At 72.2% G+C, this 21,453-nt stretch carries 18 protein-coding genes; 12 read left to right on the top strand and 6 right to left on the bottom strand.

The features are described 5' to 3' along the window. Positions 1–5 precede the first annotated feature (5 nt). Positions 6–1,430 (bottom strand): adenylosuccinate lyase, encoded by a 1,425-nt coding sequence (gene purB / locus ABZ780_RS04730; protein WP_357003561.1) that lies wholly within the window; start codon positions 1,428–1,430, stop codon positions 6–8. A gap of 99 nt (positions 1,431–1,529) precedes the next feature. Continuing rightward, the gene (locus tag ABZ780_RS04725; RefSeq protein ID WP_357003559.1) at positions 1,530–2,822 is read right to left on the bottom strand and encodes an acetyl-CoA C-acetyltransferase; all 1,293 of its coding nucleotides are present in this window, start codon (positions 2,820–2,822) and stop codon (positions 1,530–1,532) included. Positions 2,823–2,877: 55 nt separating this feature from the next. Between ABZ780_RS04725 and ABZ780_RS04720 the strand changes: the two genes are divergently transcribed. The 7 genes from ABZ780_RS04720 to ABZ780_RS04690 all read left to right on the top strand — a co-directional run bounded on the left by ABZ780_RS04720 (position 2,878) and on the right by ABZ780_RS04690 (position 10,083). Then, entirely contained in the window at positions 2,878–4,239 is a 1,362-nt protein-coding gene (locus ABZ780_RS04720; protein WP_357484227.1) for a 3-oxoacyl-ACP reductase, read from the top strand. Beyond that, on the top strand, positions 4,239–5,306 hold the full coding sequence (locus ABZ780_RS04715) for a MaoC/PaaZ C-terminal domain-containing protein (protein ID WP_357484224.1): 1,068 nt from the start codon (positions 4,239–4,241) through the stop codon (positions 5,304–5,306). Before ABZ780_RS04720 ends, ABZ780_RS04715 begins: the two co-directional genes overlap by 1 nt. Before the next feature lie 93 nt (positions 5,307–5,399). Continuing rightward, complete coding sequence (locus ABZ780_RS04710; RefSeq protein WP_357003553.1) at positions 5,400–6,155, top strand: NUDIX domain-containing protein; 756 nt, start codon at positions 5,400–5,402, stop codon at positions 6,153–6,155. Beyond that, a complete protein-coding gene (locus ABZ780_RS04705; RefSeq protein WP_357484221.1) occupies positions 6,152–7,123 on the top strand; it encodes a serine/threonine protein kinase in 972 nt (323 codons plus the stop codon). Before ABZ780_RS04710 ends, ABZ780_RS04705 begins: the two co-directional genes overlap by 4 nt. 9 nt (positions 7,124–7,132) lie before the next feature. Then, positions 7,133–8,092: a hypothetical protein gene (locus ABZ780_RS04700; RefSeq protein ID WP_357003549.1), complete on the top strand. Its 960-nt coding sequence runs from the start codon at positions 7,133–7,135 to the stop codon at positions 8,090–8,092. After that, positions 8,089–9,351: an adenylosuccinate synthetase gene (locus ABZ780_RS04695; protein ID WP_357484218.1), complete on the top strand. Its 1,263-nt coding sequence runs from the start codon at positions 8,089–8,091 to the stop codon at positions 9,349–9,351. The genes ABZ780_RS04700 and ABZ780_RS04695 overlap by 4 nt, the downstream gene beginning before the upstream one ends. A 117-nt stretch (positions 9,352–9,468) precedes the next feature. Then, complete coding sequence (locus ABZ780_RS04690; protein WP_357003545.1) at positions 9,469–10,083, top strand: DedA family protein; 615 nt, start codon at positions 9,469–9,471, stop codon at positions 10,081–10,083. Between the two features lie 38 nt (positions 10,084–10,121). Here the strand turns inward: ABZ780_RS04690 and ABZ780_RS04685 are convergent, their stop codons facing one another. After that, positions 10,122–10,766, bottom strand: coding sequence for a TetR/AcrR family transcriptional regulator (locus tag ABZ780_RS04685; protein ID WP_357484215.1), 645 nt, complete (start codon positions 10,764–10,766; stop codon positions 10,122–10,124). 69 nt (positions 10,767–10,835) lie between these two features. Here ABZ780_RS04685 and ABZ780_RS04680 point away from each other — a divergent pair, with 69 nt between their 5' ends. From ABZ780_RS04680 to ABZ780_RS04670, 3 genes are all read left to right on the top strand, one after another. Continuing rightward, positions 10,836–11,288: an SCP2 sterol-binding domain-containing protein gene (locus ABZ780_RS04680; RefSeq protein WP_357003541.1), complete on the top strand. Its 453-nt coding sequence runs from the start codon at positions 10,836–10,838 to the stop codon at positions 11,286–11,288. 1 nt (position 11,289) lies between these two features. Beyond that, a complete protein-coding gene (locus ABZ780_RS04675; protein ID WP_357484212.1) occupies positions 11,290–12,504 on the top strand; it encodes an acyl-CoA dehydrogenase family protein in 1,215 nt (404 codons plus the stop codon). A 148-nt stretch (positions 12,505–12,652) separates the two neighbouring features. Then, the gene (locus ABZ780_RS04670) at positions 12,653–14,215 is read left to right on the top strand and encodes an AMP-binding protein (RefSeq protein ID WP_357484210.1); all 1,563 of its coding nucleotides are present in this window, start codon (positions 12,653–12,655) and stop codon (positions 14,213–14,215) included. Positions 14,216–14,236: 21 nt separating this feature from the next. Here the strand turns inward: ABZ780_RS04670 and purD are convergent, their stop codons facing one another. The 3 genes from purD to ABZ780_RS04655 all read right to left on the bottom strand — a co-directional run bounded on the left by purD (position 14,237) and on the right by ABZ780_RS04655 (position 17,988). Beyond that, positions 14,237–15,487 carry a phosphoribosylamine--glycine ligase gene (gene purD / locus ABZ780_RS04665; protein WP_357484208.1) on the bottom strand — a complete coding sequence of 417 codons (1,251 nt, stop codon included), beginning with the start codon at positions 15,485–15,487 and terminating at the stop codon, positions 14,237–14,239. Positions 15,488–15,585: 98 nt separating this feature from the next. After that, a complete protein-coding gene (locus ABZ780_RS04660; RefSeq protein ID WP_357484206.1) occupies positions 15,586–16,521 on the bottom strand; it encodes a type IV toxin-antitoxin system AbiEi family antitoxin domain-containing protein in 936 nt (311 codons plus the stop codon). Positions 16,522–16,698: 177 nt separating this feature from the next. After that, positions 16,699–17,988 (bottom strand): adenylosuccinate synthase, encoded by a 1,290-nt coding sequence (locus ABZ780_RS04655; RefSeq protein WP_357003533.1) that lies wholly within the window; start codon positions 17,986–17,988, stop codon positions 16,699–16,701. Between the two features lie 122 nt (positions 17,989–18,110). Between ABZ780_RS04655 and ABZ780_RS04650 the strand changes: the two genes are divergently transcribed. Together ABZ780_RS04650 and ABZ780_RS04645 are read left to right on the top strand one after the other, a co-directional pair. Continuing rightward, positions 18,111–19,229: a hypothetical protein gene (locus ABZ780_RS04650; RefSeq protein WP_357484203.1), complete on the top strand. Its 1,119-nt coding sequence runs from the start codon at positions 18,111–18,113 to the stop codon at positions 19,227–19,229. Positions 19,230–19,300: 71 nt separating this feature from the next. Beyond that, on the top strand, positions 19,301–21,442 hold the full coding sequence (locus ABZ780_RS04645) for a chromosome partitioning protein (RefSeq protein ID WP_357484200.1): 2,142 nt from the start codon (positions 19,301–19,303) through the stop codon (positions 21,440–21,442). Positions 21,443–21,453 lie beyond the last annotated feature (11 nt).

Here is a 21,453-nt window from a genome sequence, read left to right as displayed (position 1 = left end):
GGGGGTTACAGGATGGGGGGTGGGGAGTAGGTCGCTGCCTTTGGGTGGGTTTCCACCACCTTGGTGATGCGGCGGGTCAGCGCTTGCACCTGGGCGGGGGCGGCGCCGACGAAGGCGGTGCGGTCGGCGACCAGGGTGTCGATGTCGGCGCGGGACAGGCCGAGTCGGCCGTCGGCGGCCAGCCTGTCGAACAGGTCGTTCTCCGGGGCGCCCTTCTCGCGCATGGCCAGCGCCACCGCGACCGCGTGCTCCTTGATCACCTCGTGCGCGACCTCCCGGCCGACGCCACGCCGGACCGCCGCCACCAGGATCTTGGTGGTGGCCAGGAACGGCAGGAACCGCTCCAACTCCCGGTTGATCACCGCCGGGTACGCGCCGAACTCGTCGAGCACGGTGAGGAAGGTCTGGAACAGCCCGTCGGCGGCGAAGAACGCGTCCGGCAGGGCCACCCGGCGGACCACCGAGCAGGACACGTCCCCCTCGTTCCACTGGTCACCGGCCAGCTCACCGACCATCGACAGGTAACCCCGGATGATCACCGCGAAGCCGTTCACCCGCTCCGACGAGCGCGTGTTCATCTTGTGCGGCATCGCGCTGGACCCGACCTGGCCCGGCTTGAAGCCCTCGGTGACCAGCTCCTGGCCGACCATCAGCCGGATCGTGGTCGCCAGCGACGACGGCGCGGCGGCGGTCTGCGCCAGCGCGGCCAGCACGTCGAAGTCCAACGAACGCGGGTAGACCTGCCCGACGCTGTCCAGCACGCGGGAGAAGCCCAGGTGCTCGGCGACCCGGCGCTCCAACTCGGCCACCTTGTCGGCGTCGCCGTCGAAGAGGTCGAGCTGGTCGGCGGCCGTGCCGACCGGCCCCTTGATCCCGCGCAGCGGGTAGCGGGCGATCAGCTCCTCCAGCCGCTCGTACGCGATCAGCAGTTCCTCCGCCGCCGACGCGAACCGCTTGCCCAGCGTGGTGGCCTGCGCCGCGACGTTGTGCGAACGGCCGGTCATGACCAGCTCGGAGTGCTCGTGGGCCAGCCGGGCCAGCCGGGCCAGGGTGGCGACCACCCGATCCCGGATCAGCTCCAGCGAGGCGCGCACCTGCAACTGCTCGACGTTCTCGGTGAGATCCCGGGAGGTCATCCCCTTGTGCACGTGCTCGAACCCGGCGAGCGCGCTGAACTCCTCGATCCGGGCCTTCACGTCGTGTCGGGTGACCCGCTCGCGTTCGGCGATCGAGGCGAGGTCGACCTGGTCGAGCACCCGCTCGTACGCCTCGACCACGCCGTCCGGCACCGGCACGCCGAGGTCGCGCTGAGCGCGGAGCACGGCGAGCCAGAGCCGCCGCTCCATCCGGACCTTCTCCTCCGGCGACCAGAGGGCGACCAACTCGGGCGAGGCGTACCGGTTGGCGAGCACGTTGGGGATCGTCGTCACGTACCTCATTGTCCGTCACCCGCCCGGACCGACCGGGACCGGGCCGGGCGGATGTGACGTCCTGTGCGGGCAGGTCAGGGACGATCGCCGCGACCGCGCTCAGCGCTCCAGGATCGCCGTCACGCCCTGACCACCGGCGGCGCAGATGGAGATCAGCCCGCGACCGCTCCCCTTCTCGGCCAGCATCTTGGCCAGGGTCGCCACGATCCGCCCGCCGGTCGCGGCGAACGGGTGCCCGGCGGCCAGCGACGAGCCGTTGACGTTGATCCGGTCCCGGTCGATCGCGCCCAGCGGCGCGTCCAGGCCGAGCCGGTCCTTGCAGAACTCCGGCGACTCCCAGGCGGCGAGGGTGGCCAGCACCTGCGAGGCGAACGCCTCGTGGATCTCGTAGTAGTCGAAGTCCTGCAACGTCAGCCCGGCACGGGCCAGCATCCGGGGCACCGCGTACGCGGGGGCCATCAGCAGCCCTTCGTCGCCGTGCACGAAGTCCACCGCCGCCGTCTCGGACCAGCTGAACCAGGCCAGCACGGGCAGGTTGTGCGCGGCGGCCCACTCCTCGCTGGCCAGCAGCACGGTGGACGCGCCGTCGGTGAGCGGCGACGAGTTGCCGGCGGTCATGGTGGCCTGCTCGGCGTCCGTGCCCCGGGTGCCGAAGACCGGCTTGAGCGAGCCGAGCTTCTCCACGGTCGTGTCCGGGCGGAGGTTCTGGTCGCGGGTGAGCCCCAGGTACGGCGTCATCAGGTCGTCGAAGAAGCCCCGGTCGTACGCGGCGGCCAGGCGCTGGTGCGAGCGCAGCGCCAGCTCGTCCTGGGACCGCCGGTCGATCTGCCACCGCAGGGCCGTCTGGGCGGCGTGGTCCCCCATGGACAGGCCGGTACGTGGTTCGGCGTTGCGCGGGATGTCCGGCTTGAACGGCTGGAGCGGGCGCAACTTCGCGGCGATCTTCATCCGCTCGCCGAGCGTCCGGGCGGAGTTGAGTTTGAGCAGCGTGCGCCGCATGTCCTCGTTGACGGCGAGGGGCGCGTCCGAGGTGGTGTCGACACCGCCGGCGATGCCCACGTCGAGCTGACCGAGGGCGATCTTGTTGGCGACCAGGATCGCGGCCTCCAGGCCGGTGCCGCACGCCTGCTGGATGTCGTACGCCGGGGTGTGCGGGTCGAGCCGCGAGCCGAGCACCACCTCACGGGTGAGGTTGAAGTCGCGGGAGTGCTTCAGCACCGCACCGGCGACCACCTCGCCGACCCGCTGCCCGGCCAGCCCGTACCGGGCGATCAGGCCGTCCAGCGCCGCGCCGAGCATGTCCGCGTTGGACGCGTCCGCATAGCGGGAGTTGGAACGGGCAAAGGGGATGCGGTTGCCGCCGATGACCGCGACCCGTCGGATGCTTTGCACGATCCGCCTCCTTGAGATGTGTTGCACCAACCCTACTCGCCAGTAGGCTACGCCCATGACCGACAGGTACGCGAGCTTCGTCCAATCGGCCGCCGGCCGCGCGCTGGTCAAGCGCCTCGGGCTGCCCGACCCGCCGCGACTGCGACGACACCAGCCCGGCGACCCGCTGCTGCCCGGGCCGGCGCTGCTCGGCGCGGCCACCGGCGGCCGACTCGCCGAGCCGGTCGCCAAGATCCTGACCGCCGCCGGGGTCGAGCTGGCCGACCACGCCACCACCACCCCCGGCGACACCCCCCAGCGGTACGGGGCGCTGCTCTTCGACGCCACCGGCATCACCGACTCGACCGACCTGCGCCAGCTCTACGACTTCTTCCACCCGCAGGCCCGGTCGGTGCTGCCCAGCGGCCGGGTGATCGTGTTCGGCACCCCACCGTCGGAGTGCCCGACCCCGCGCGAGGCGACCGCCCAGCGCGCTCTCGAAGGGCTCGTTCGCAGCATCGGCAAGGAGTTCGGCCGGGGCACCACCGCGCAACTCGTCTACGTGACCCGCGCCGACACCGGCACCCTCACGAGCCTCGAATCGACCCTCCGATTCCTCCTGTCCGGCCGCTCCGCGTACGTGTCGGGGCAGGTCATCCGGGTCGGTGCCGGCGCGGCGAGCGCCCCGGCCGACTGGGACCGCCCGCTGGACGGGCAGGTCGTGCTGGTCACCGGGGCCGCCCGGGGCATCGGCGCGGCGCTGGCCCGCGTCCTGGCCCGCGACGGCGCACAGGTGGTGGCGCTGGACATCCCGGCCGCCGGGGACGCCCTCGCCGCGGTGGCGAACGACATCGGCGGTACGGCCGTGCAGCTCGACCTGACCGCGCCGGACGCGCCGACCCGGCTCGCCGACCACCTGGCCGGCCGGCAGGGCCGCGTGGACGTGGTGGTGCACAACGCCGGCATCACCCGGGACAAGACGCTCGGCCGGATGGACGCCGACCGGTGGGACCAGGTGATCGACGTCAACCTCTCCAGCCAGGAGAGGATCAACGATGTCCTGCTGGAGCGGGGGTTGATCCCGGCCGGTGGGCGGATCGTGGCGGTCTCCTCGATCGCCGGGATCGCCGGCAACCGGGGGCAGACCAACTACGCCACCAGCAAGGCCGGCGTGATCGGGCTTGTCGACTCCCTCGCCCCGGCCCTGCGTGAACGGGAGATCAGCGTCAACGCGGTGGCCCCCGGCTTCATCGAGACTCGCCTGACGGCGCGTATCCCGCTGGTGGTCCGCGAGGCGGGTCGACGGATGAACAGCCTGGCGCAGGGCGGGCTGCCGGTGGACGTGGCCGAGACGATCGGCTGGTTGGCCTGGCCGGCCTCCGGTGCGGTCAGCGGAAACGTCGTACGCGTCTGCGGCCAGAGCCTGCTGGGGGCGTGATGGCGAGGAGAGGACAGCCCACCGAGGACCCGGACGACCTGTCGGTCCACGAGCTGATCGACGGCCCCACCGAGATCCTGACACGGGAAACCCTGGACGCGATCCGCCGGCCAGCGCCCTCCGGTCACGACCTGAGCGCCGAGCAGACACACGACCTGACCGCCGCAGCGGCCGAGGCGACCCGCGACCTCTCCAACACCGGTCCGGCCACCCGCGGCCGGGAGCGCGTCGAGCTGCCCCGGATGCCGGCGGCCGGTGCCCTGTACCGGCGGGCGTTGCTCGGTGCGCTGCCGGGCCTCGGCGGTGGGCGGCGCGGGCCCGGCCTGCCGGCGGTCGAGCTGACCGTGGGCGGGGTGACCGTCGACCGGGCGCATCTGGCCGACTACGACCGGGTCTGCGGGTTCCGGCTCACCGATCGGCTGCCCGCGACGTTTCCGCACGTCATGGGCTTCCCGCTGAGCCTGAGGCTGATGACCGCGCCGGACTTTCCGCTGCCGCTGACCGGCCTGGTGCACGTCGGCAACCGAATCACCGTGCACCGCCCGATCACCTCCGACGAAACCCTCGACTTCACGACGTACGCCCAGGACCTGCGCCCGCACGACCGGGGGCGGCAGGTGGACGTGGTGCTGGTCGGCTCGGTGGCCGGGGAGGAGGTCTGGCGCGGCGTGTCGACGTACCTGGCTCGGGAGAGCACGCCCGGCGGGGGCGAGCGGCGCGACCGGGGCGAGCGCCCCGAGGCGCCGGCTGGTACGGCCCGTTGGCGGGTGGAACCCCGCGTCGGTACGGCGTACGCGCGGGTTTCCGGGGACCACAATCCGATCCACACGTCCCTGCTCGGGGCGCGGCTGTTCGGCTTCCGCCGGCCGATCGCGCACGGCATGTGGAGCAAGGCGCGCTGCCTCGCGGCGTTGGAGAACCGGCTGCCGGACGCCTACACCGTCGAGGTCGCCTTCAAGCTGCCTGTACCACTGCCGAGCACGGTGAGCTTCGCCCTCCTGCCGGACGGCGGGTTCGCCCTGCACGACTCGCGCGGCCGACCGCACCTGGCGGGGCTCGTGCGCTGACACGCCCCTGCCGAACCGGACATCGGGCTTGGCAGGGGCGTTCTCATGCGCTAAGTTCTTCTCAGATCGAGATGTTCTCAGATTGAGAGAGACATGGTTGACGAGCAGGACTTCCTGGCCGCATACGACCCCGGGGCCTACCCGTCGGTCGCCGTGACCGTCGACGTGGTGGCACTGACCATCCGCGACGACGCACTGCACCTGCTGCTGATCCGGCGGGGCCAGCCACCCTTCGAGGGGCACTGGGCGCTGCCCGGCGGTTTCGTCCAGCCCGACGAGGACCTGACCGCCGGTGCCCGACGGGAGTTGGCCGAGGAGACCGGGCTCGGCGGCGAAGGGCTGCGCCGCGTACACCTGGAGCAGTTGGGCAGCTATGGCGCCCCCGACCGCGACCCGCGGATGCGTGTCGTCTCGGTCGCGCACCTCGCGTTCGCCCCCGACCTGCCGGACCCGGCCGCCGGCACCGACGCCGACGAGGCGATCTGGCTGCCGGTGACCGCGCTGACCAGCCGGCAGCTCGCCTTCGACCACGGCCGGATCATCGACGACGCGTTGGAGCGGGCCCGGTCCAAGCTCGAATACACCCCACTCGCCACGCGCTTCCTCGCCGCCGAGTTCACCATCAGCGAGCTGCGCGCCGTCTACGAGACGGTCTGGGGCCACCCGCTGCACGCCGGCAACTTCCACCGCAAGGTGCTCTCCGTGCCGGGCTTCGTGGAGAGCACCGGTGCCAGCACCGAGCGCGGCGGCGCCCGCGGCGGCCCGCGCGCCCGGCTCTACCGGGCCGGCGACGCCCGACTGCTGCACCCGGCGCTGCTGCGCCCCGCCCGCGAGGAGACGGTGCGATGAGGGCCGCCGAGGCGATCCGCCTGGTCGTGGCGGCCCGCACCGACGCCGACCTGTTCGGCGCGGACCAGCCGGCCCGTCGCTACCGCGAGCTGGTCGCGGCCCTGCACCCTGACCGTCTGCCGGCAGACCCGGGGGTACGCGCCGAGGCCCTCGACGCGTTCATCCACGTCACCACGCGGTGGCAGGCCCGGCACGTCACCATCCTCGGCGACTACCGCCTCGGCGCGCCGGTCCACTCCGGTGACCTGGCCGACCTCTACGACGTCGGCGACGACCGGCTGCTCAAACTCCCCCGGCAACCCACCGACAACGACCTGATGGCCCGCGAGGCACACGCCCTGCGCACCATCGCCGAGCGCGGCGACCCGCGCTACCTGCCGTACGTGCCCCGGCTGGTCGACGACTTCCCGCACCGGGACGCCACGACCGGCGCCGAACGGCGGGTCAACGTGCTCGCCACCGCGCCCGGCCTGCACGACCTCGACGAGGTGCGGCGCGCGTACCCGGACGGGTTGGACGCCCGGGACGTGGCCTGGATGTGGCGGCGGCTGCTGGTGGTGCTCGGCCTGGCCCACCGCGCCGGGATCGTGCACGGAGCGGTGCTGCCGCAGCACGTGCTCATCGAACCGGACGCCCACGGCCTGGTGCTTGTCGACTGGTGCTTCTCCACCCCGGTCGGCAGCACGATCCCGGCCCTGGTGCCCAGCTACGAGGAGTGGTACCCGCAGGAGGTCACCGCGAAGCGGCCCTGCGGGCCGGGCACCGACATCTGGATGGCGACCCGCTGCATGACCTCGCTGCTGAACCGCCACGCGCCCCGCGAACTGCTCAACTTCGCCCAGGGCTGCCGGCAGCGCCTCCTCAAGAACCGACCCGACGACGCCTGGCGCCTGCTGCGCGAATTCGACCAGCTGCTGGGCCGGCTCTACGGGCCTCGCACCTTCCGACCCTTCACCCTCACCCCCTAAGGAGCTGTCATGGGCAGTGGAATCTGGTCCACCGACGTGTACGACGCCGCCGACCGCTACCGCCGGTCCACCGGCAAGAGCGCCTTCTCCTACAGCGACAGCGGGGCGCGCACCGTGCACTCCGCACTCGACCCCCGCGACGCGGCCCGCGAGAGCCGCGACTCCGCCGAGCACCCGCAGTCGACGCCCGTCGCCGTGCTCTTCGACGTGACCGGCTCGATGCTCAAGGTGCCGCGTGTCCTGCAGACCAAGCTGCCGCAGCTGCTCGGGCTGCTGCAACGGCAGGGCTACGCCAGCGACCCGCAGATCATGTTCGGCGCGATCGGCGACGCCACCTGCGACCGGGTGCCGTTGCAGGTCGGCCAGTTCGAGTCGGACAACCGGATGGACGACGACCTCGGACGGATCGTCCTCGAAGGCGGTGGCGGCGGGCAGATGACCGAGTCGTACGAGCTGGCCATGTACTTCATGGCCCGGCACACCGTCACCGACAGTTGGGAGAAGCGCGGCCGGCGCGGCTACCTGTTCATCATCGGCGACGAGCTGGCGTACCCGCAGGTGAAGGCGCGGGAGGTGGCCGGCCTGATGGGCGACGACCTGGCCGAGGACATGCCGCTGCGGCAGATCGTGGACGAGGTGACCCGCCGCTGGGACACCTACTTTCTGCTCCCCGCCGGCAGCCACTACGCCGGCAACGCCAAGGTGCTGGACTTCTGGCGGGACCTGCTCGGGCAGAACACCGTGGTCCTCGACGACCTCGACGCGGTCTGCGAGACCATCGCGCTCACCATCGGCCTCGGCGAGCAGGCCATCGACCTGGACGAGGGCCTGCGCGACCTGGACCGCGCCGGTTCCGGCGCCACCGGCACCGTGTCGAAGGCGCTGGCCCGTCTCAACCGGGGGCGGCGCGCCGAGGTGTCGACGCTGCCGGCCTTCCGTGACACCACCGGCGGGGTGACCCGGCTGTGAGGCACGTGGCGGTGGTCGACCTCGGCTATGGCGATGCCGGTAAGGGCACGGTGGTGGACTGGCTCTGCGCCACCCGCCCCGTGCACACCGTGGTCCGTTTCAACGGGGGCGCGCAGGCGGCACACAACGTCGTGTTGCGCGACGGGCGGCACCACACGTTCGCGCAGTTCGGCGCCGGCACGTTCCACCCCGGTGTCCGTACGCACCTGTCGCGGCACGTGGTGGTGGACCCGCTGGCGCTGGCCGCCGAGGCCGACCATCTCGCCACGGTCGGGGTGCACGACGCGCTCGACCGGCTGACCGTGGACGGGGCGGCGCTGCTCGCCACCCCGTACCACCGGGCCGCCAACCGGGCTCGGGAGATCGCCCGGGGAGCCGACCGGCACGGCTCCTGCGGGCTGGGGGTGGGCGAGGCCGTCGCGTACGGTCTCGCCCACCCCGACGACGCGCCACGGGTCGCCGACTGCCATCGCCCGGCGCTGCTGCGCCGCAGGCTGACCGCCCTGCGGGACCGGCTGACCGCCGAGCTCGGCCCGCTGGACGCGCCGCCGGTCGAGGACTGCCTGCCCGCGTTCACCGGGTTCGCCGGGCGGGTCGCGATCGTCGACGAGAGCTGGCTCGCCGGGGCGCTGCGCGCCGGGACGTGCGTCTTCGAGGGCGCGCAGGGGGTGCTGCTCGACGAGTGGCACGGCTTCCACCCGTACACGACGTGGAGCACCACCACGTTCGCCAACGCCGACAGCCTGCTCGCCGAGGCCGGCCTGCCCGGCGCCGTGACCCGGATCGGAGTCCTCCGGCTGGTCACCACCCGGCACGGGGCCGGCCCGCTGGTGACCGAGGACCCGGCGCTGCCGCTCACCGACCGGCACAACGCCACGAACCCGTGGCAAGGTCCGTTCCGGTTCGGCCACTTCGACGCCGTCGCCCACCGGTACGCCCTCGCCGCAGCCGGCGGGGTCGACGGCCTGGCGCTGACCCACCTCGATCTCGCCGGACCGCAGCTCAAGATCTGCCGCCGCTACGACACCACCGACCGGCTCACCCCCGGCCCGCCCGGCGACCTGGACCGGCAGGCCACGCTCACCGCCCGACTGCTGCGCTCCCGCCCGATCTACGACGACCCGCCGTCGGACTGGGCGGAGGCGGTCGGCGCCGAGCTGGGAGCGCCGGTGGTGCTGACCTCGCACGGCCCCACCACCGACGACAAGACGCCGCACGGCCCGCTGCTCGCCCCGCCAGCCCTGGTCCACTCGGCGTAACGCCCAGGCGGTGGTAGGTGCGTTACGCCCGGACGGGTGGTGGGTGCCCAACTCCCGGGCGGTGGTGATCCGGCGACTCGGCACCCGGGCGGGTCGCGCCCGGCGAGCATGGGGGGCATGGAATCGGCGCTCGACCTGCTCCGGCAGCTGGTCACCTCACCCTGGGTGTACCTGCTGATCTTCGGGCTCACCGCGGTCGACGCGTTCTTCCCCGCCGTGCCGGGCGAGGCGGCGGTGATCACCGCAGCAGTGCTCGCCGCCGACGGCGGTCGCCCCAACCTGGCCCTGGTGATCACCACCGCCGCCCTCGGCGCGCTCGTGGGTGACCACATCTCGTACGCCATCGGGCGTGGCGGCGGCGCGCACCGGCTCGCCCGGTTTCCCGACGGCAGCCGCCGGCAGGCCAGCACCGAGTGGGCCCGACGCGCGGTGGACCGGCGCGGCGGGGTGATCCTGACGACCTCCCGGTACGTGCCGGGAGGTCGGACGGCCGTCACCCTGACCATGGGCGCGGTGCGGTACCCCCGCCGGACGTTCCTGCTCTACGACACGATCGCGGCGATCACCTGGGCGCTGTACTGCGGGCTGCTCGGCTACTTCGGTGGACTCGTCTTCGAGCGCCACCCCATCAAGGGCATCATCGCCGGGATCGGCCTCTCGGTGGCGATCACGTTCCTGCTGGAGTTGATCCGCTGGCTCCGCCGCCGCGCCCACCAGCGCGCCCGTCGCTGACGCGTTCGTTGCGTACCGGCCCCGCCGCCGAGCGGTGGTCAGGCAGCGTCCTGCTGTGGGTGCCAGGTGACGCCGTGCAGAAGTTGGCCGGCACCGAGCCAGGCCACGTTCATCATCCGGGTGGCGGTCTTCTCCGGGTCGGCGTCCGGGTGGTCGGCGAGCCAGTCGGCCAGCGACTCGGTGGCGCCCACCAGCGCGTACGCGACGACCTCCAGGTCGACGGCGCTGACCTCGCGGCCCTCGGCGCGCAGCGCGTGGTCGAGCATCCCGGCGACCACCTCGACCAGCCGGGCTCGCATGGCGGCCAGTTCACCGGCGAAGGGCTGCTCCCCCCGGGCCTGCCGGTAGAGCACCGCCCAGCCGTCGCGGTGCGCGCCCACGAAGCCGAAGAACGCCTTCAGGCCGCGCCAGAGCCGAACGTCCGCCGGCAGATCGGGGGCGGCTGCCCCGGCGATGGCCTGCATCATGCGGGTGCCCTCGCGATGCAGGCAGGCGACGAAGAGTTCCTCCTTCGTCCCGAGGTACGCGTAGACCATCGGCTTGGAGATGCCGGCGTCCTCCGCAATCTCGTCCATGCTGGCTGCGTGAAAGCCACGTTTGGAGAAAACCTTCACCGCCGCGTCGAGCATCTGCTGCTCACGGACGGCGCGCGGTAGGCGCTTGAAGGCGGGAGGGGTGGACACCTTGCGAGCATACCTACTCGTGCGTAGGGTTACGCACCAGTAGGCAAATCTCCCCGGAAGGCGCATCTCATGACTGACTTCGACCCGGCCACCTTTGCCAACGTCGGGCCCAAGGAATTCGCCAAGCTGGTCAAGTCCACCCCGGACGACAAGATCGCTCAGGTGATGTCCGGAGACCTGCGCGGCAAGGTCCTCGGCGAGGTGTTCGGCCGGATGCCGTCGCTGTTCCGCGCGGACCGGGCCGGCTCCACCAACGCGGTCATCCACTGGGTCGTCACCGGTCGCCCGGACGGCGGCAGCGACACCTACGAGGTGGTCATCGCCGACGGCAAGTGCCAGGTGAACGAGACCCCGCAGCACGACCCGAAGCTGAGCCTCACCATGGGCCCGGTGGAGTTCCTGAAGATCGTCTCCGGTGGCGCCAACCCGGTGATGATGTTCATGACCGGCAAGCTGAAGGCCAAGGGCGACCTCGGTCTCGCCGCCAACATCGCCAACCTGTTCGACATCCCCAAGGCCTGACATGGCCGAGTTCTCGCTCGACCTGAACGAGGAACAGCGGGACCTGCGGGACTGGGTGCACGGCTTCGCCGCCGAGGTCGTGCGCCCGGCCGCCGCCGAGTGGGACGAGCGCGAGGAGACCCCCTGGCCGGTGATCCAGGAAGCCGCCAAGGTCGGCCTCTACGGCTTCGAGTTCCTCGCCACCTGCTGGGCCGACCCGACCGGGCTCTCCCTGCCCATCGCCAGCGAGGAACTCTTCTGGGGTGACGCCGGCATCGGGCTGAGCATCTTCGGCACCTCGCTCGCCGTCGCCGCCATCTACGGCGCCGGCACCCCCGACCAGCTCGTCGAATGGGTGCCGCAGTGCTTCGGCGACGTCGACTCGCCGGCCGTCGCCGCGTTCTGCACCAGCGAGCCGGAGGCCGGCTCCGACGTCGGCGCCATGCGCAGCCGCGCCGTCTACGACGAGGCGACCGACGAGTGGGTGCTGAACGGGCAGAAGGCGTACGCCACCAACGGCGGCATCGCCGGCGTGCACGTGGTCACCGCCTCGGTCGACCCCACGCTCGGCTCCCGCGGCCAGGCCGCGTTCGTCGTACCGCCCGGCACCCCCGGCCTGGCCGCCACCCGCAAGCTGCGCAAACTCGGCCTCCGCGCGTCGCACACCGCCGACGTCTTCCTCGACGACGTACGGGTGCCCGGGCGGTGCCTGCTCGGTGGTCGGGACGCGCTGCTGCAACGCCTCGACCGGGCCCGCTCCGGACAGCGGGCCACCGGACAGGCCGCGATGCGTACCTTCGAGTTGTCCCGACCGACAGTGGGCGCCCAGGCGCTCGGCGTGGCGCGGGCCGCCTACGAGTACGCCCTGGACTACGCCAAGGACCGGGTCCAGTTCGGCCGGCCGATCATCGAGAACCAGGCGGTCGCGTTCACGCTGGCCGACATGCGGATGGAGATCGACGCGGCACGGCTGCTGGTCTGGCGGGCCTCCTGGATGGGCCGCAACAACCGCCCGTTCACGGCCGGCGAGGGCTCGATGTCCAAGCTCAAGGCCGGCGAGGTGGCGGTGTCGGTCACCGACAAGGCCGTACAGCTGCTCGGCGGGGCCGGCTTCGTGCGCGACCACCCGGTGGAGCGCTGGTACCGGGACGCGAAGATCTACACCATCTTCGAGGGCACCTCCGAGATCCAACGACTGGTGATCTCCCGAGCGATCTCCGGTATGCAGATCCGCTGACCGATCAGCACGTCGGCCCGACCTCGCGTCCTGGCCGGCTGCTGACCCGGGCCACGTCTCCATCCCGTCGGTTTCCTGGCCCGACTCGCCTTGGCAGGGGCCGGGCCAGGAAACCCGTCCGCGTACCAACCCCAAGGAGGTCTGCGGCATGGACCTGCCGTTTGTCGTTGCCACGCTGACCCGTCGCGGCCTGCTCACCCCCGGCCGGCCGGTCCGCATCGTCTCGCAGCTAAACGCGTTGCGCACCTGGGGGTGGAGTCTCGCCGGCGAACTACGCCAGGCAGCCGCCCGAGACCCCGGCCGTCCGGCGATCATCGACGAGGACGGCGTCGAGCTGACCTATCAGGACCTCCTCGACCGGGCCGAACGAATGGCCCGGTCGATGCGGGCCGGGCTCGGCGTACAGGCCGGCGACCGAATCGGTCTGCTCTGCCGCAACCACCACGGGTTCATCGAGGCGATCGTGGCGGCCACCCTGCTCGGCGCCGACGCGGTCCTTGTCAACACCGGGCTCTCCGCCGCCCAGTTGGGCACGGTCGCCGAGGAACAGCAGCTACGGCTACTGGTGCACGACGACGAGTTCGCCGAACGGGTCCTCGCGCTCCCCGCCGAACTGCCCCGCCTCGACGAACGCGCCCGCGAGGAGCTGGTGGCCGGGGCGCTGCCGGGCGAGCTGCGGCCACCAGAGCGCGACGGCCGGATCATCGTGCTCACCTCCGGCACCACCGGTGCGCCCAAGGGCGCCCGCCGGCGCACACCGAACGGGTTCGGCCCGCTCGTGTCCATCATCGACCGCATCCCGCTGCACGTCCGGGACCGCGTGATGATCGCCGCACCGATCTTCCACACCTGGGGGTTCGCCGCTCTCCAGTTGAGCTTCGCGCTGCGCGCCACAATCGTGCTGCACCGCCGCTTCGACCCGGCCGCCACGCTCGCCGCCCTGGCCGCGCACCGGTGTGACGCCCTGTTCGCCGTACCCGTGATGGTCCAGCGACTGCTGGAGGTGCCCCCACCGGAGCCCCGCCCCACCCTCAAGGCCGTCGCGGTCAGTGGGTCGGCGCTGCCGGGTGGACTGGCGCCGAAGTTCATGGACGTCTACGGCGACGTCATCTACAACCTGTACGGCTCCACCGAGGTCTCCTGGGCGTCCATCGCCGGCCCGCAGGACCTACGCCACGCCCCCACCTCGGCCGGCCGGCCGCCGTACGGCACCCGCGTGCAGATCCTCGACGACGACGGCCAGCCCGTACCGATGGGACACGTCGGGCGGATCTTCGTCGGCAACGAGATGCTCTTCGAGGGCTACACCTCCGGCGCCAGCCGGGAGAGCCGGGGCGGCCTGCTCGACACCGGCGACCTCGGTCGGCTCAGCGCCGACGGGTTGCTCTTCGTCGACGGCCGAGCCGACGACATGATCGTCTCTGGCGGCGAGAACGTCTTCCCGTCCGAGGTGGAGGATCTGCTCGCCCGACTGCCACAGGTACGCGAGGCGGCGGTGATCGGGGTGCCCGACCCCGAGTACGGCCAGCGACTGGCCGCATTCCTCGCCCTGCACCCCGGCGAGACACTCGACCCCGACGCGGTCCGCGAGTACGTCCGGCACTACCTGGCCCGCTTCTCCGTACCCCGGGACGTGGTCTACGTGAAGTACCTGCCCCGCAACGCCACCGGCAAGGTGCTCACGCGGGAGCTGCGCCGCTACGTCAGTTGAGGGTTGGCGTACCGCCGGGGCTCAGCCGGGGATCGTGATCCGGCCGTCGACCGCCGCGGCGGCGATGTCGGTACGGTGCTGCGAGCCGGCCAACTCCACCCCGTCCACCAGCGCGTACGCGGCGTCCCGGGCGGCGGCCAGGTCGGTGCCGGTGGCCGTACCGCAGAGCACCCGGCCGCCGGCGGACAGCAACGCGCCGTCGCTGGCCCGGCGGGCGGTGCCGGCGTGGATGATGCCCGGACGGTCCGCGCCGGTGATCACGTCACCGGTATGCGGCGCGGCCGGATAACCCTGCGCGGCCAGCACCACGGTGACCGCGGCGCCGTCCCGCCAACGCAGCGGCGGGTGCTCGGCCAGCGTGCCGGTTGCCGCCGCGTGCAGCAGCCCGCCCAGCGGGGTCTCCAGCAGCGCGAGCACCACCTGGGTCTCCGGGTCGCCGAAGCGGGCGTTGAACTCGATCACCCGAGGGCCGGCGGCGGTCATCGCCAGCCCGACGTAGAGCAGACCGGCGAACGGCGTGCCCCGACGGCGCATCTCGGCCAGGGTCGGGTGGACCACGTCGCGCATGACGTCGTCGACCAGGCCGGGCGGGGTCCAGGGCAGCGGCGCGTACGCGCCCATGCCGCCGGTGTTCGGGCCGGTGTCGCCGTCGCCGATCCGCTTGAAGTCCTGTGCGGGCAGCAGCGGCAGCGCCGCCTCACCGTCGGTGACCACGAAGAGGCTGACCTCCGGGCCGTCGAGGAACTCCTCGACCACCACACGGCCACACTCCCGCGCGTGGGCCAGCGCGGCGGCCCGGTCGTCGGTGACCACCACGCCCTTGCCGGCGGCGAGGCCGTCGTCCTTCACCACGTACGGTGCGCCGAACTCGTCGAGCGCCCGCGCGGTGCTCTCCGGGTCAGTGCAGGTGTAGGCGCGTGCCGTGGGCACACCGGCGGCCGTCATCACGTCCTTGGCGAAGGTCTTCGAACCCTCCAACTGGGCAGCCTCACCCGAGGGGCCGAACACGGCGATGCCCTTGGCGCGTACGGCGTCGGCGACCCCGGCGACCAGCGGCGCCTCCGGCCCGATCACCACCAGGTCAGCGCCAGTCTCCACGGCCAGCGCCGCCACCGCGGCCGGATCGGAAGCGTTCACGGCCCGCAGCTCAGCCACGCCAGCGATCCCCGGATTACCCGGTGCCGCGATCAACGCAGAAACAGCCGGATCGCCAGCCAACCCGAGCGCAAGCGCATGCTCCCGCCCGCCACCACCCACCAAGAGAACCCGCACGTCCGAGATCCTACTGCCCCCGCCCCCACCCCTGTTGACAGCCGGTGATCAAGAGGTTTGTGTCAAGGTTCGGCTTGTTTCTGACGCAAATCTCTTGATCACGGGGTTCGGTAGCGGGCGGCGGCAATCGCCTGGCGGACGGTGTGCGGGATGTAGTCGGGGTTCAAGGTGTCCTGCCAGGTGAAGCGGAGGATGGTCCAACCGGCGTTGACCAGGCGGTTCTGTCTACGGCGGTCGGTGTAGACCGCCTCCGGTGTGCCGTGGACGTCCCGGCCGTCCGCCTCTGCGATCACCCTCGGGCCGCGCCAGCCCAGATCACCGACGCCGAGCAGGTATCCGTCGTCGTCGCGTACCTCCAACTGGAGGGCGTCCGGAGGCACTCGACCATCGACACATCGCAGCCGGGTGCGGGTTTCCAGGGGTGACTGGGCACGGCCATCCGCTTCGGCGAGGTGACTGCGGGCCGCCACAGCACCCCGCCGCCCCCTAATGAGACCCGGCATCAGGGTCAACTGTTCCGGGGTGAGGTGGTCCTGGTTCAGTGCTGAGTCGAGGACAGAGACGGCCGGGTAGCGATCGACCCGGAGGATGACGTCCGAGACGGTGCGAAGCGGAGAGGTCGCGCGAACGCCCACGACCTCGGCGACGTCGCCGGGACGAACGGTGACCTGATGCACGATCAGCCACGGCGCGAGAGCGCGCTGGGGTCGTGGGTGATCAACCGGCACCGAGACGTGAACCAGCAGAGTCCGGCGAAGACCCGCGATGCCGTGTAGCTCAAGAGCGGTGTCCAGAACAGCAAAGGCGCTCGGCCCGAGGCTCACCAGCGCCGCCCGGATGCGCGCCCGCCGCATTGCCGAATCGCTCAACTCCACACCGGGGACGAAGCATCCACGCAGAATTCGTTGCCAACTGCCGGACCGGTGCAGCTGTCGAACCTGGTCCCTGGTCAGGCCGGCGCGCAGCGCCTGCGCCAGAGTGATCATCCCATCCTGGCGGGCTGCGGCGTCGCGAAGAAGCTGGTGAGGTCCCACCGCCTCACCCTGCCCACCCGCCCCGCTCCACCGAAGCCCCTGTGGACAACCACCGAGGCCCTGTGGAAAACCCCGCCGCCTCTCCCGGTGATCAAGAGATTCCCGTCAGGATTCCGCTCGAATCTGACGCAAACCTCTTGATCACCGGGGAAAGGCGCAGCAGGAGGGTGGGTGGGGTTAGGGGAGGAGGGGGTGGATTTGGACGTTTTCTTCTCGGCCTGGGCCTACGCCTACCACGCTCACTCGGGTGTTGCAGAGTTCCTCTACGCGGGCGATGTAGCGGCGGGCGTTCTCCGGGAGGTCTTCGACCGAGCGGGCCTTGGTGATGTCCTCCCACCAGCCGTCCAGTTCCTCGTACACCGGCGTGGCGTGGTGGAAGTCCGTCTGGCTCATCGGCATGTCGTCGACCCGGACGCCGTTGATCTCGTAGCCGACGCAGATCGGCACCTTGGGCAGGCCGGTGAGCACGTCCAGCTTGGTGATGACCAGGTCGGTGACACCGTTGAGGCGGCACGCGTACCGGGCCACGACCGCGTCGAACCACCCGCACCGGCGCTCCCGCCCGGTGGTGGTGCCGTACTCCGCACCGATCTTGCGCAGGTGCGCGCCGTTCGCGTCGAACAGCTCGGTCGGGAACGGCCCGGCACCGACCCGCGTGGTGTACGCCTTGCTCACCGCGATCACCTTCTTGATCGCGGTCGGCGGGATGCCAGCGCCCACGCAGGCACCACCGGCGGTCGGGTTGGACGAGGTCACGAAGGGGTACGTGCCGTGGTCCATGTCGAGCATGGTGGCCTGCGCACCCTCCAGCAGCACCGTCTCGCCCCGGTCCAGGGCGTCCCAGAGCATCGCCCGGGTCTCCGCGATGTACGGCTTGAGCCGCTCCGCGTACGCCAGGTACTCCTCGACGGTCGCCTCAAGGTCGATCGCCTTGCGGTTGTAGACCTTGAACAGGATCTGGTTCTTCTCGCGCAGGGCGAGTTCCAGCTTCTTGCGCAGGATGCCCGGGTCGAGCAGGTCCTGGAGCCGGATGCCGATCCGGGCCACCTTGTCGCCGTACGCCGGGCCGATGCCCCGCCCGGTGGTGCCGATCCGGGACGAGCCGAGGTAGCGCTCGATGACCCGGTCCAGCGCCCGGTGGTGCGGCATGATCAGGTGCGCGTCACCGGAGATCCGCAGTCGGGACACGTCGACGCCGCGCTCGGCCAGGCCGTCGATCTCGGCGAGCAGCACCTTCGGGTCGACCACCACACCGTTGCCGATGACGATCATCGCGTTCGGCGAGAGCGCACCGGACGGCATCAGGTGCAGCGCGTACTTCTGGCCGTCCGGGGTGATCACCGTGTGGCCGGCGTTGTTGCCGCCGGAGTAGCGCACGACGTAGTCGACCCGCTCACCCAGCAGGTCGGTAACCTTGCCCTTGCCCTCGTCGCCCCACTGAGCGCCGAGGAGCACGATCGCTGGCATCTTTTCCGCCTCCAGAAGGCTCGGGTGCCAGGTGGCGACCGGTTGGCGAGCCCGGGGTGTCAGGTTAACAAGTAGTGACGGCGCGGCCGGCAGGGGTCGCGCCGAGAGTCAGGAGGCCCTCCGTGTACGACGTGGTGCTGCTCACCCTCGCTTCGGAGCGGGACGCTCCCGGGGGCTGCGGCAGCGGCGGAGCCTGCTGCGGCGGCACGACCGGGGCCGACACCAAACCACCGACCGAGGCCGACACGAAACCATCGACCGAGGCCGGCGCCAAACCACCGACCGAGCCCGATGCCAACCCGCCGGCCGAGGCCGGTCGCGGCGCTTCCGGCGGTGGCGGGCAGGGCGACGCCGACGGGTGCGCCACCGATCGGCCCCGGGTGCCGGTGCTGGCCTGCGCGGACGCGCTGACCGCCCGGGGCGCCCGGGTGCAGACGGTCACCGCCCGGTCGGACGCCGAGATCGACGCGGTGCTGGCCCAGCTCGACGGTCCGGTCCGCCCGGACGGCCTCACCTGGCCGGATTCGGACGGCAAGACCCGGCTGGTCATCGCCACGGCGAGCGACGCGCAGTTGCGCGCCGTGCTGCGCCGGCTCGTCCGGCGGTACGCGCCACCGCCGAGCCGCCGCCCGGCGGACCTGCCAGGCGACCGGACCCTGCCCGACCTGCCGCCTGTTGCCGTACTCCCGCTCGACCCGGCCCGTGGTGGCACCCACCGTGACCTGGCCGCGCAGCTCGGGCTGCCCCGCGACCCGGCGGCCGTGGCCGCCGCCGTGCTGGACGGCACGCCGCGCCGCCTGGACCTGCTGCGCAACGACGGCGGCTCGGTGACCCTGGACGGTGCCCTGCTGGGCGCCGCCGACGACGCGGGCCGCCCGCTGCACTGGCGGGCCCGGGTGGAGGTGGACGACGCCATCCTCACCGATGGCGACGAACCGCTGCTGGCCTGCGCGATCGGCAACGCCGGCGGGTACGCGTCGCTCGACGACGTGACGTTGCTGTCCGCACCGGACCCGGCCGACGGCCAGGTCGAGGTCGCGGTGGCCGTCCCGGTGGTCGTCCGCTCGGCGTTGGGGCGCAAGCGGGTACGCCTGGAGGTTCGGCGCGCTCGCGGACGGGCCGTGTCGGTGCTGCCCAGGGAGGGGAAGGTTCCCTACCTCGACGACGGTGTCGAGGGCGAGCTGACCCGCAAGCGTTCCTGGTGGATCGAGCCGGGTGCCTGGGCGGTCTGGGTGATCTGACCCTGGCTGCGTCGCCCGGCCCCCGTCGATCGATGGGCCTATCCTCGCAGGAGGACTGGGGAGGAACCGTAATGGACAAGAACGCCGACCGGGCGCAGGTGCCCGGCCAGCAGCCGGTGCCGGAGCGGGACATCGAACCACTCTGGCCCCCGGAGCCGACCGACCGGGGCACGGATGACGTGGTGCCACCGTGGGCGGCGGTCGCCGAGACGCGGGGCGGCCCGTTGGCGGTGTCGCCGTCGACCGTTTCGCCGCCGGTGGCCGCGCCACCGATCGGCCGTCCGCCGGTCCCCGGGCAGCCGGGGGCGACGCCCCTGCCCCCGCCGTCGCCGTCCGACTATCCGTCGCTGAGCGGTACGGTGCCGCCGCCGACCGGCTGGGGAGCCACCGGTGGCGCGGGATCGGGCTGGGCTCCGGCCCAGCCGAGTTGGCCACCAGCCGACACGCCGGACGACGCCCGACCCGTCACCGCCCCGACGAGCGGTGCCACACCAGGCGCCGAAACGGGGCCGTCGAGCACCGCCACGCCGAACTCGACCGAAGCGGCGGGCACCGCGTTCGGGGCGGCGCAGTCCGGCGAGCCGGGTTCGGCTACCGTCCCCACCCCGCCGATCACGCCGGGCGGCGTCGACCTGGACCTGCCGTTCTCCCTGGACCGCCCGCCGGCAACCACCGCGCCCACCGACCGTCCGACGACCGCGCCAGAAACAGCGACCGGACCCGCAACACCCACGGCAGGCGGACCGGCAGCGGGCGGACCAGGAACTCAGGGCGGACCGGAAACTCAAGGCGGACCAGGAACTCAAGGCGGGTCGGGAAGCGTCGGTAACGGCTCTGGCGAGGACGGTGCCGCGGTCGGTACGGCCCGGCCGACCACCGAGTCGCCGTGGGCGTATCCGCCGCAGCGGCCGGCCGGTTCACCTCCGTCGGCTCACGACCAGGCCGCCACCGCGACACCCCCGATCCCCGCCCCGCCCGTCCCGCAGCCGCCGCAGGTCGCCGGCCCGGCCGCCGGGACGGGGCAGACGTACGCCGGTCAGACCTACTCGGGTCAGGCGTACACGCCGACGATCCCCGGCCAGGCACCGGTCCCGCCCCCACCCGATCCCCAGCAGGCCCCGCCCCCGGGGCCGTTCCCGCCGTCACCGGGCTGGTATCCGCCGCCCTGGCAGCAGGGCGCGGCCGGGGCTCCACCGGCGCCGCCGCAGGCGTACCAGGAGACCGATCCGGTGGCCCGGGTGCCAGCCGCCGGCTACCAGGACGCCACCTGGACGCCGGAGACCACGGCGGCGCCGACCGCCGAGGATTTCGCCCGGCGACGGCAGGTACGGCCCGCCGATCCGGTGGCCACCATGGGTGTACGCGCGGTGGTCAACAAGATCGGGCTGGTCCGGCTCTCACCGGGGCGGCACGAGCAGGAGCTCAAGCGGGACATCGAGATGGTGCGCCGCAACTTCGGCGGGCTGCGGCAGGTGACCGTGGTCAACCCGAAGGGCGGCGCCGGCAAGACGGTGGCCATCCTGCTGCTCGCCATGACGTTCGGTCAGAAGCGCGGCGGCTACGTGCTGGCCTGGGACAACAACGAGACCCAGGGCACCCTCGGGATGCGGGCCCAGCAGGATTTCCACTCCCGCACGGTGCGCGACATGCTGCGTGACCTCGGGCAGTTCCAGGGCGCGCACGGGCGGGTCGGCGACCTGTCGCAGTACGTCCGCTCGCAGGGCGAGGGGATGTTCGACGTGCTCGCGTCGGACGAGTCGGCGACCGGTGGCGAGATGCTCACGGCGGCCGCGTTCGCCGAGATCCGCGAGGTGGTCAGCCGGTTCTACAAGTTGATCTTCGTGGACACGGGGAACAACGTCCGGGCGCAGAACTGGCAGGCCTCGATGGACGCCACCGACCAGCTCGTGGTCACCATGTCCGCCCGTAACGACTCGGCGGAGACCGCCGCCCGAATGCTCGACCACCTGGAGCAGAGCGGCCGGCAACGGCTGGTCCGGCAGGCGGTGACCGTGGTGTCGATGCCGCCGTCGCGCAAGGAGATCGACCTGCCGGCCATCCAGGAGCACTTCGCGGCCCGGACCCGGGCGGTGCTGCTGGCCCCGTACGAGCGGCTCATCGACAGCGGCGAGCCGATCCGCTACGGCGGGCTCTCCTCGGCCACCCGGGACGCCTGGTTGAAGATCGCCGCCGCGGTCGCCGAAGGTCTGTAGCCCACCGAAGG

This window comes from Micromonospora sp. NPDC047467 (assembly GCF_040643095.1).
Taxonomy (GTDB): domain Bacteria; phylum Actinomycetota; class Actinomycetes; order Mycobacteriales; family Micromonosporaceae; genus Micromonospora.
Note: the sequence above shows the minus strand (reverse complement) of the source record. Positions and strands in the feature narration are given on the sequence as shown.

Excerpts from the sequence above, each read along its gene's own strand:
- ABZ780_RS04700 (WP_357003549.1), top strand. The coding sequence starts at position 7,133 with ATGGGCAGTGGAATCTGGTCCACCGACGTGTACGACGCCGCCGACCGC.
- ABZ780_RS04690 (WP_357003545.1), top strand. The coding sequence starts at position 9,469 with ATGGAATCGGCGCTCGACCTGCTCCGGCAGCTGGTCACCTCACCCTGG.
- ABZ780_RS04655 (WP_357003533.1), bottom strand. The coding sequence starts at position 17,988 with ATGCCAGCGATCGTGCTCCTCGGCGCTCAGTGGGGCGACGAGGGCAAG.
- ABZ780_RS04705 (WP_357484221.1), top strand. The coding sequence starts at position 6,152 with ATGAGGGCCGCCGAGGCGATCCGCCTGGTCGTGGCGGCCCGCACCGAC.
- ABZ780_RS04645 (WP_357484200.1), top strand. The coding sequence starts at position 19,301 with ATGGACAAGAACGCCGACCGGGCGCAGGTGCCCGGCCAGCAGCCGGTG.
- ABZ780_RS04670 (WP_357484210.1), top strand. The coding sequence starts at position 12,653 with ATGGACCTGCCGTTTGTCGTTGCCACGCTGACCCGTCGCGGCCTGCTC.
- ABZ780_RS04715 (WP_357484224.1), top strand. The coding sequence starts at position 4,239 with ATGGCGAGGAGAGGACAGCCCACCGAGGACCCGGACGACCTGTCGGTC.
- ABZ780_RS04710 (WP_357003553.1), top strand. The coding sequence starts at position 5,400 with ATGGTTGACGAGCAGGACTTCCTGGCCGCATACGACCCCGGGGCCTAC.
- ABZ780_RS04675 (WP_357484212.1), top strand. The coding sequence starts at position 11,290 with ATGGCCGAGTTCTCGCTCGACCTGAACGAGGAACAGCGGGACCTGCGG.
- ABZ780_RS04720 (WP_357484227.1), top strand. The coding sequence starts at position 2,878 with ATGACCGACAGGTACGCGAGCTTCGTCCAATCGGCCGCCGGCCGCGCG.
- ABZ780_RS04680 (WP_357003541.1), top strand. The coding sequence starts at position 10,836 with ATGACTGACTTCGACCCGGCCACCTTTGCCAACGTCGGGCCCAAGGAA.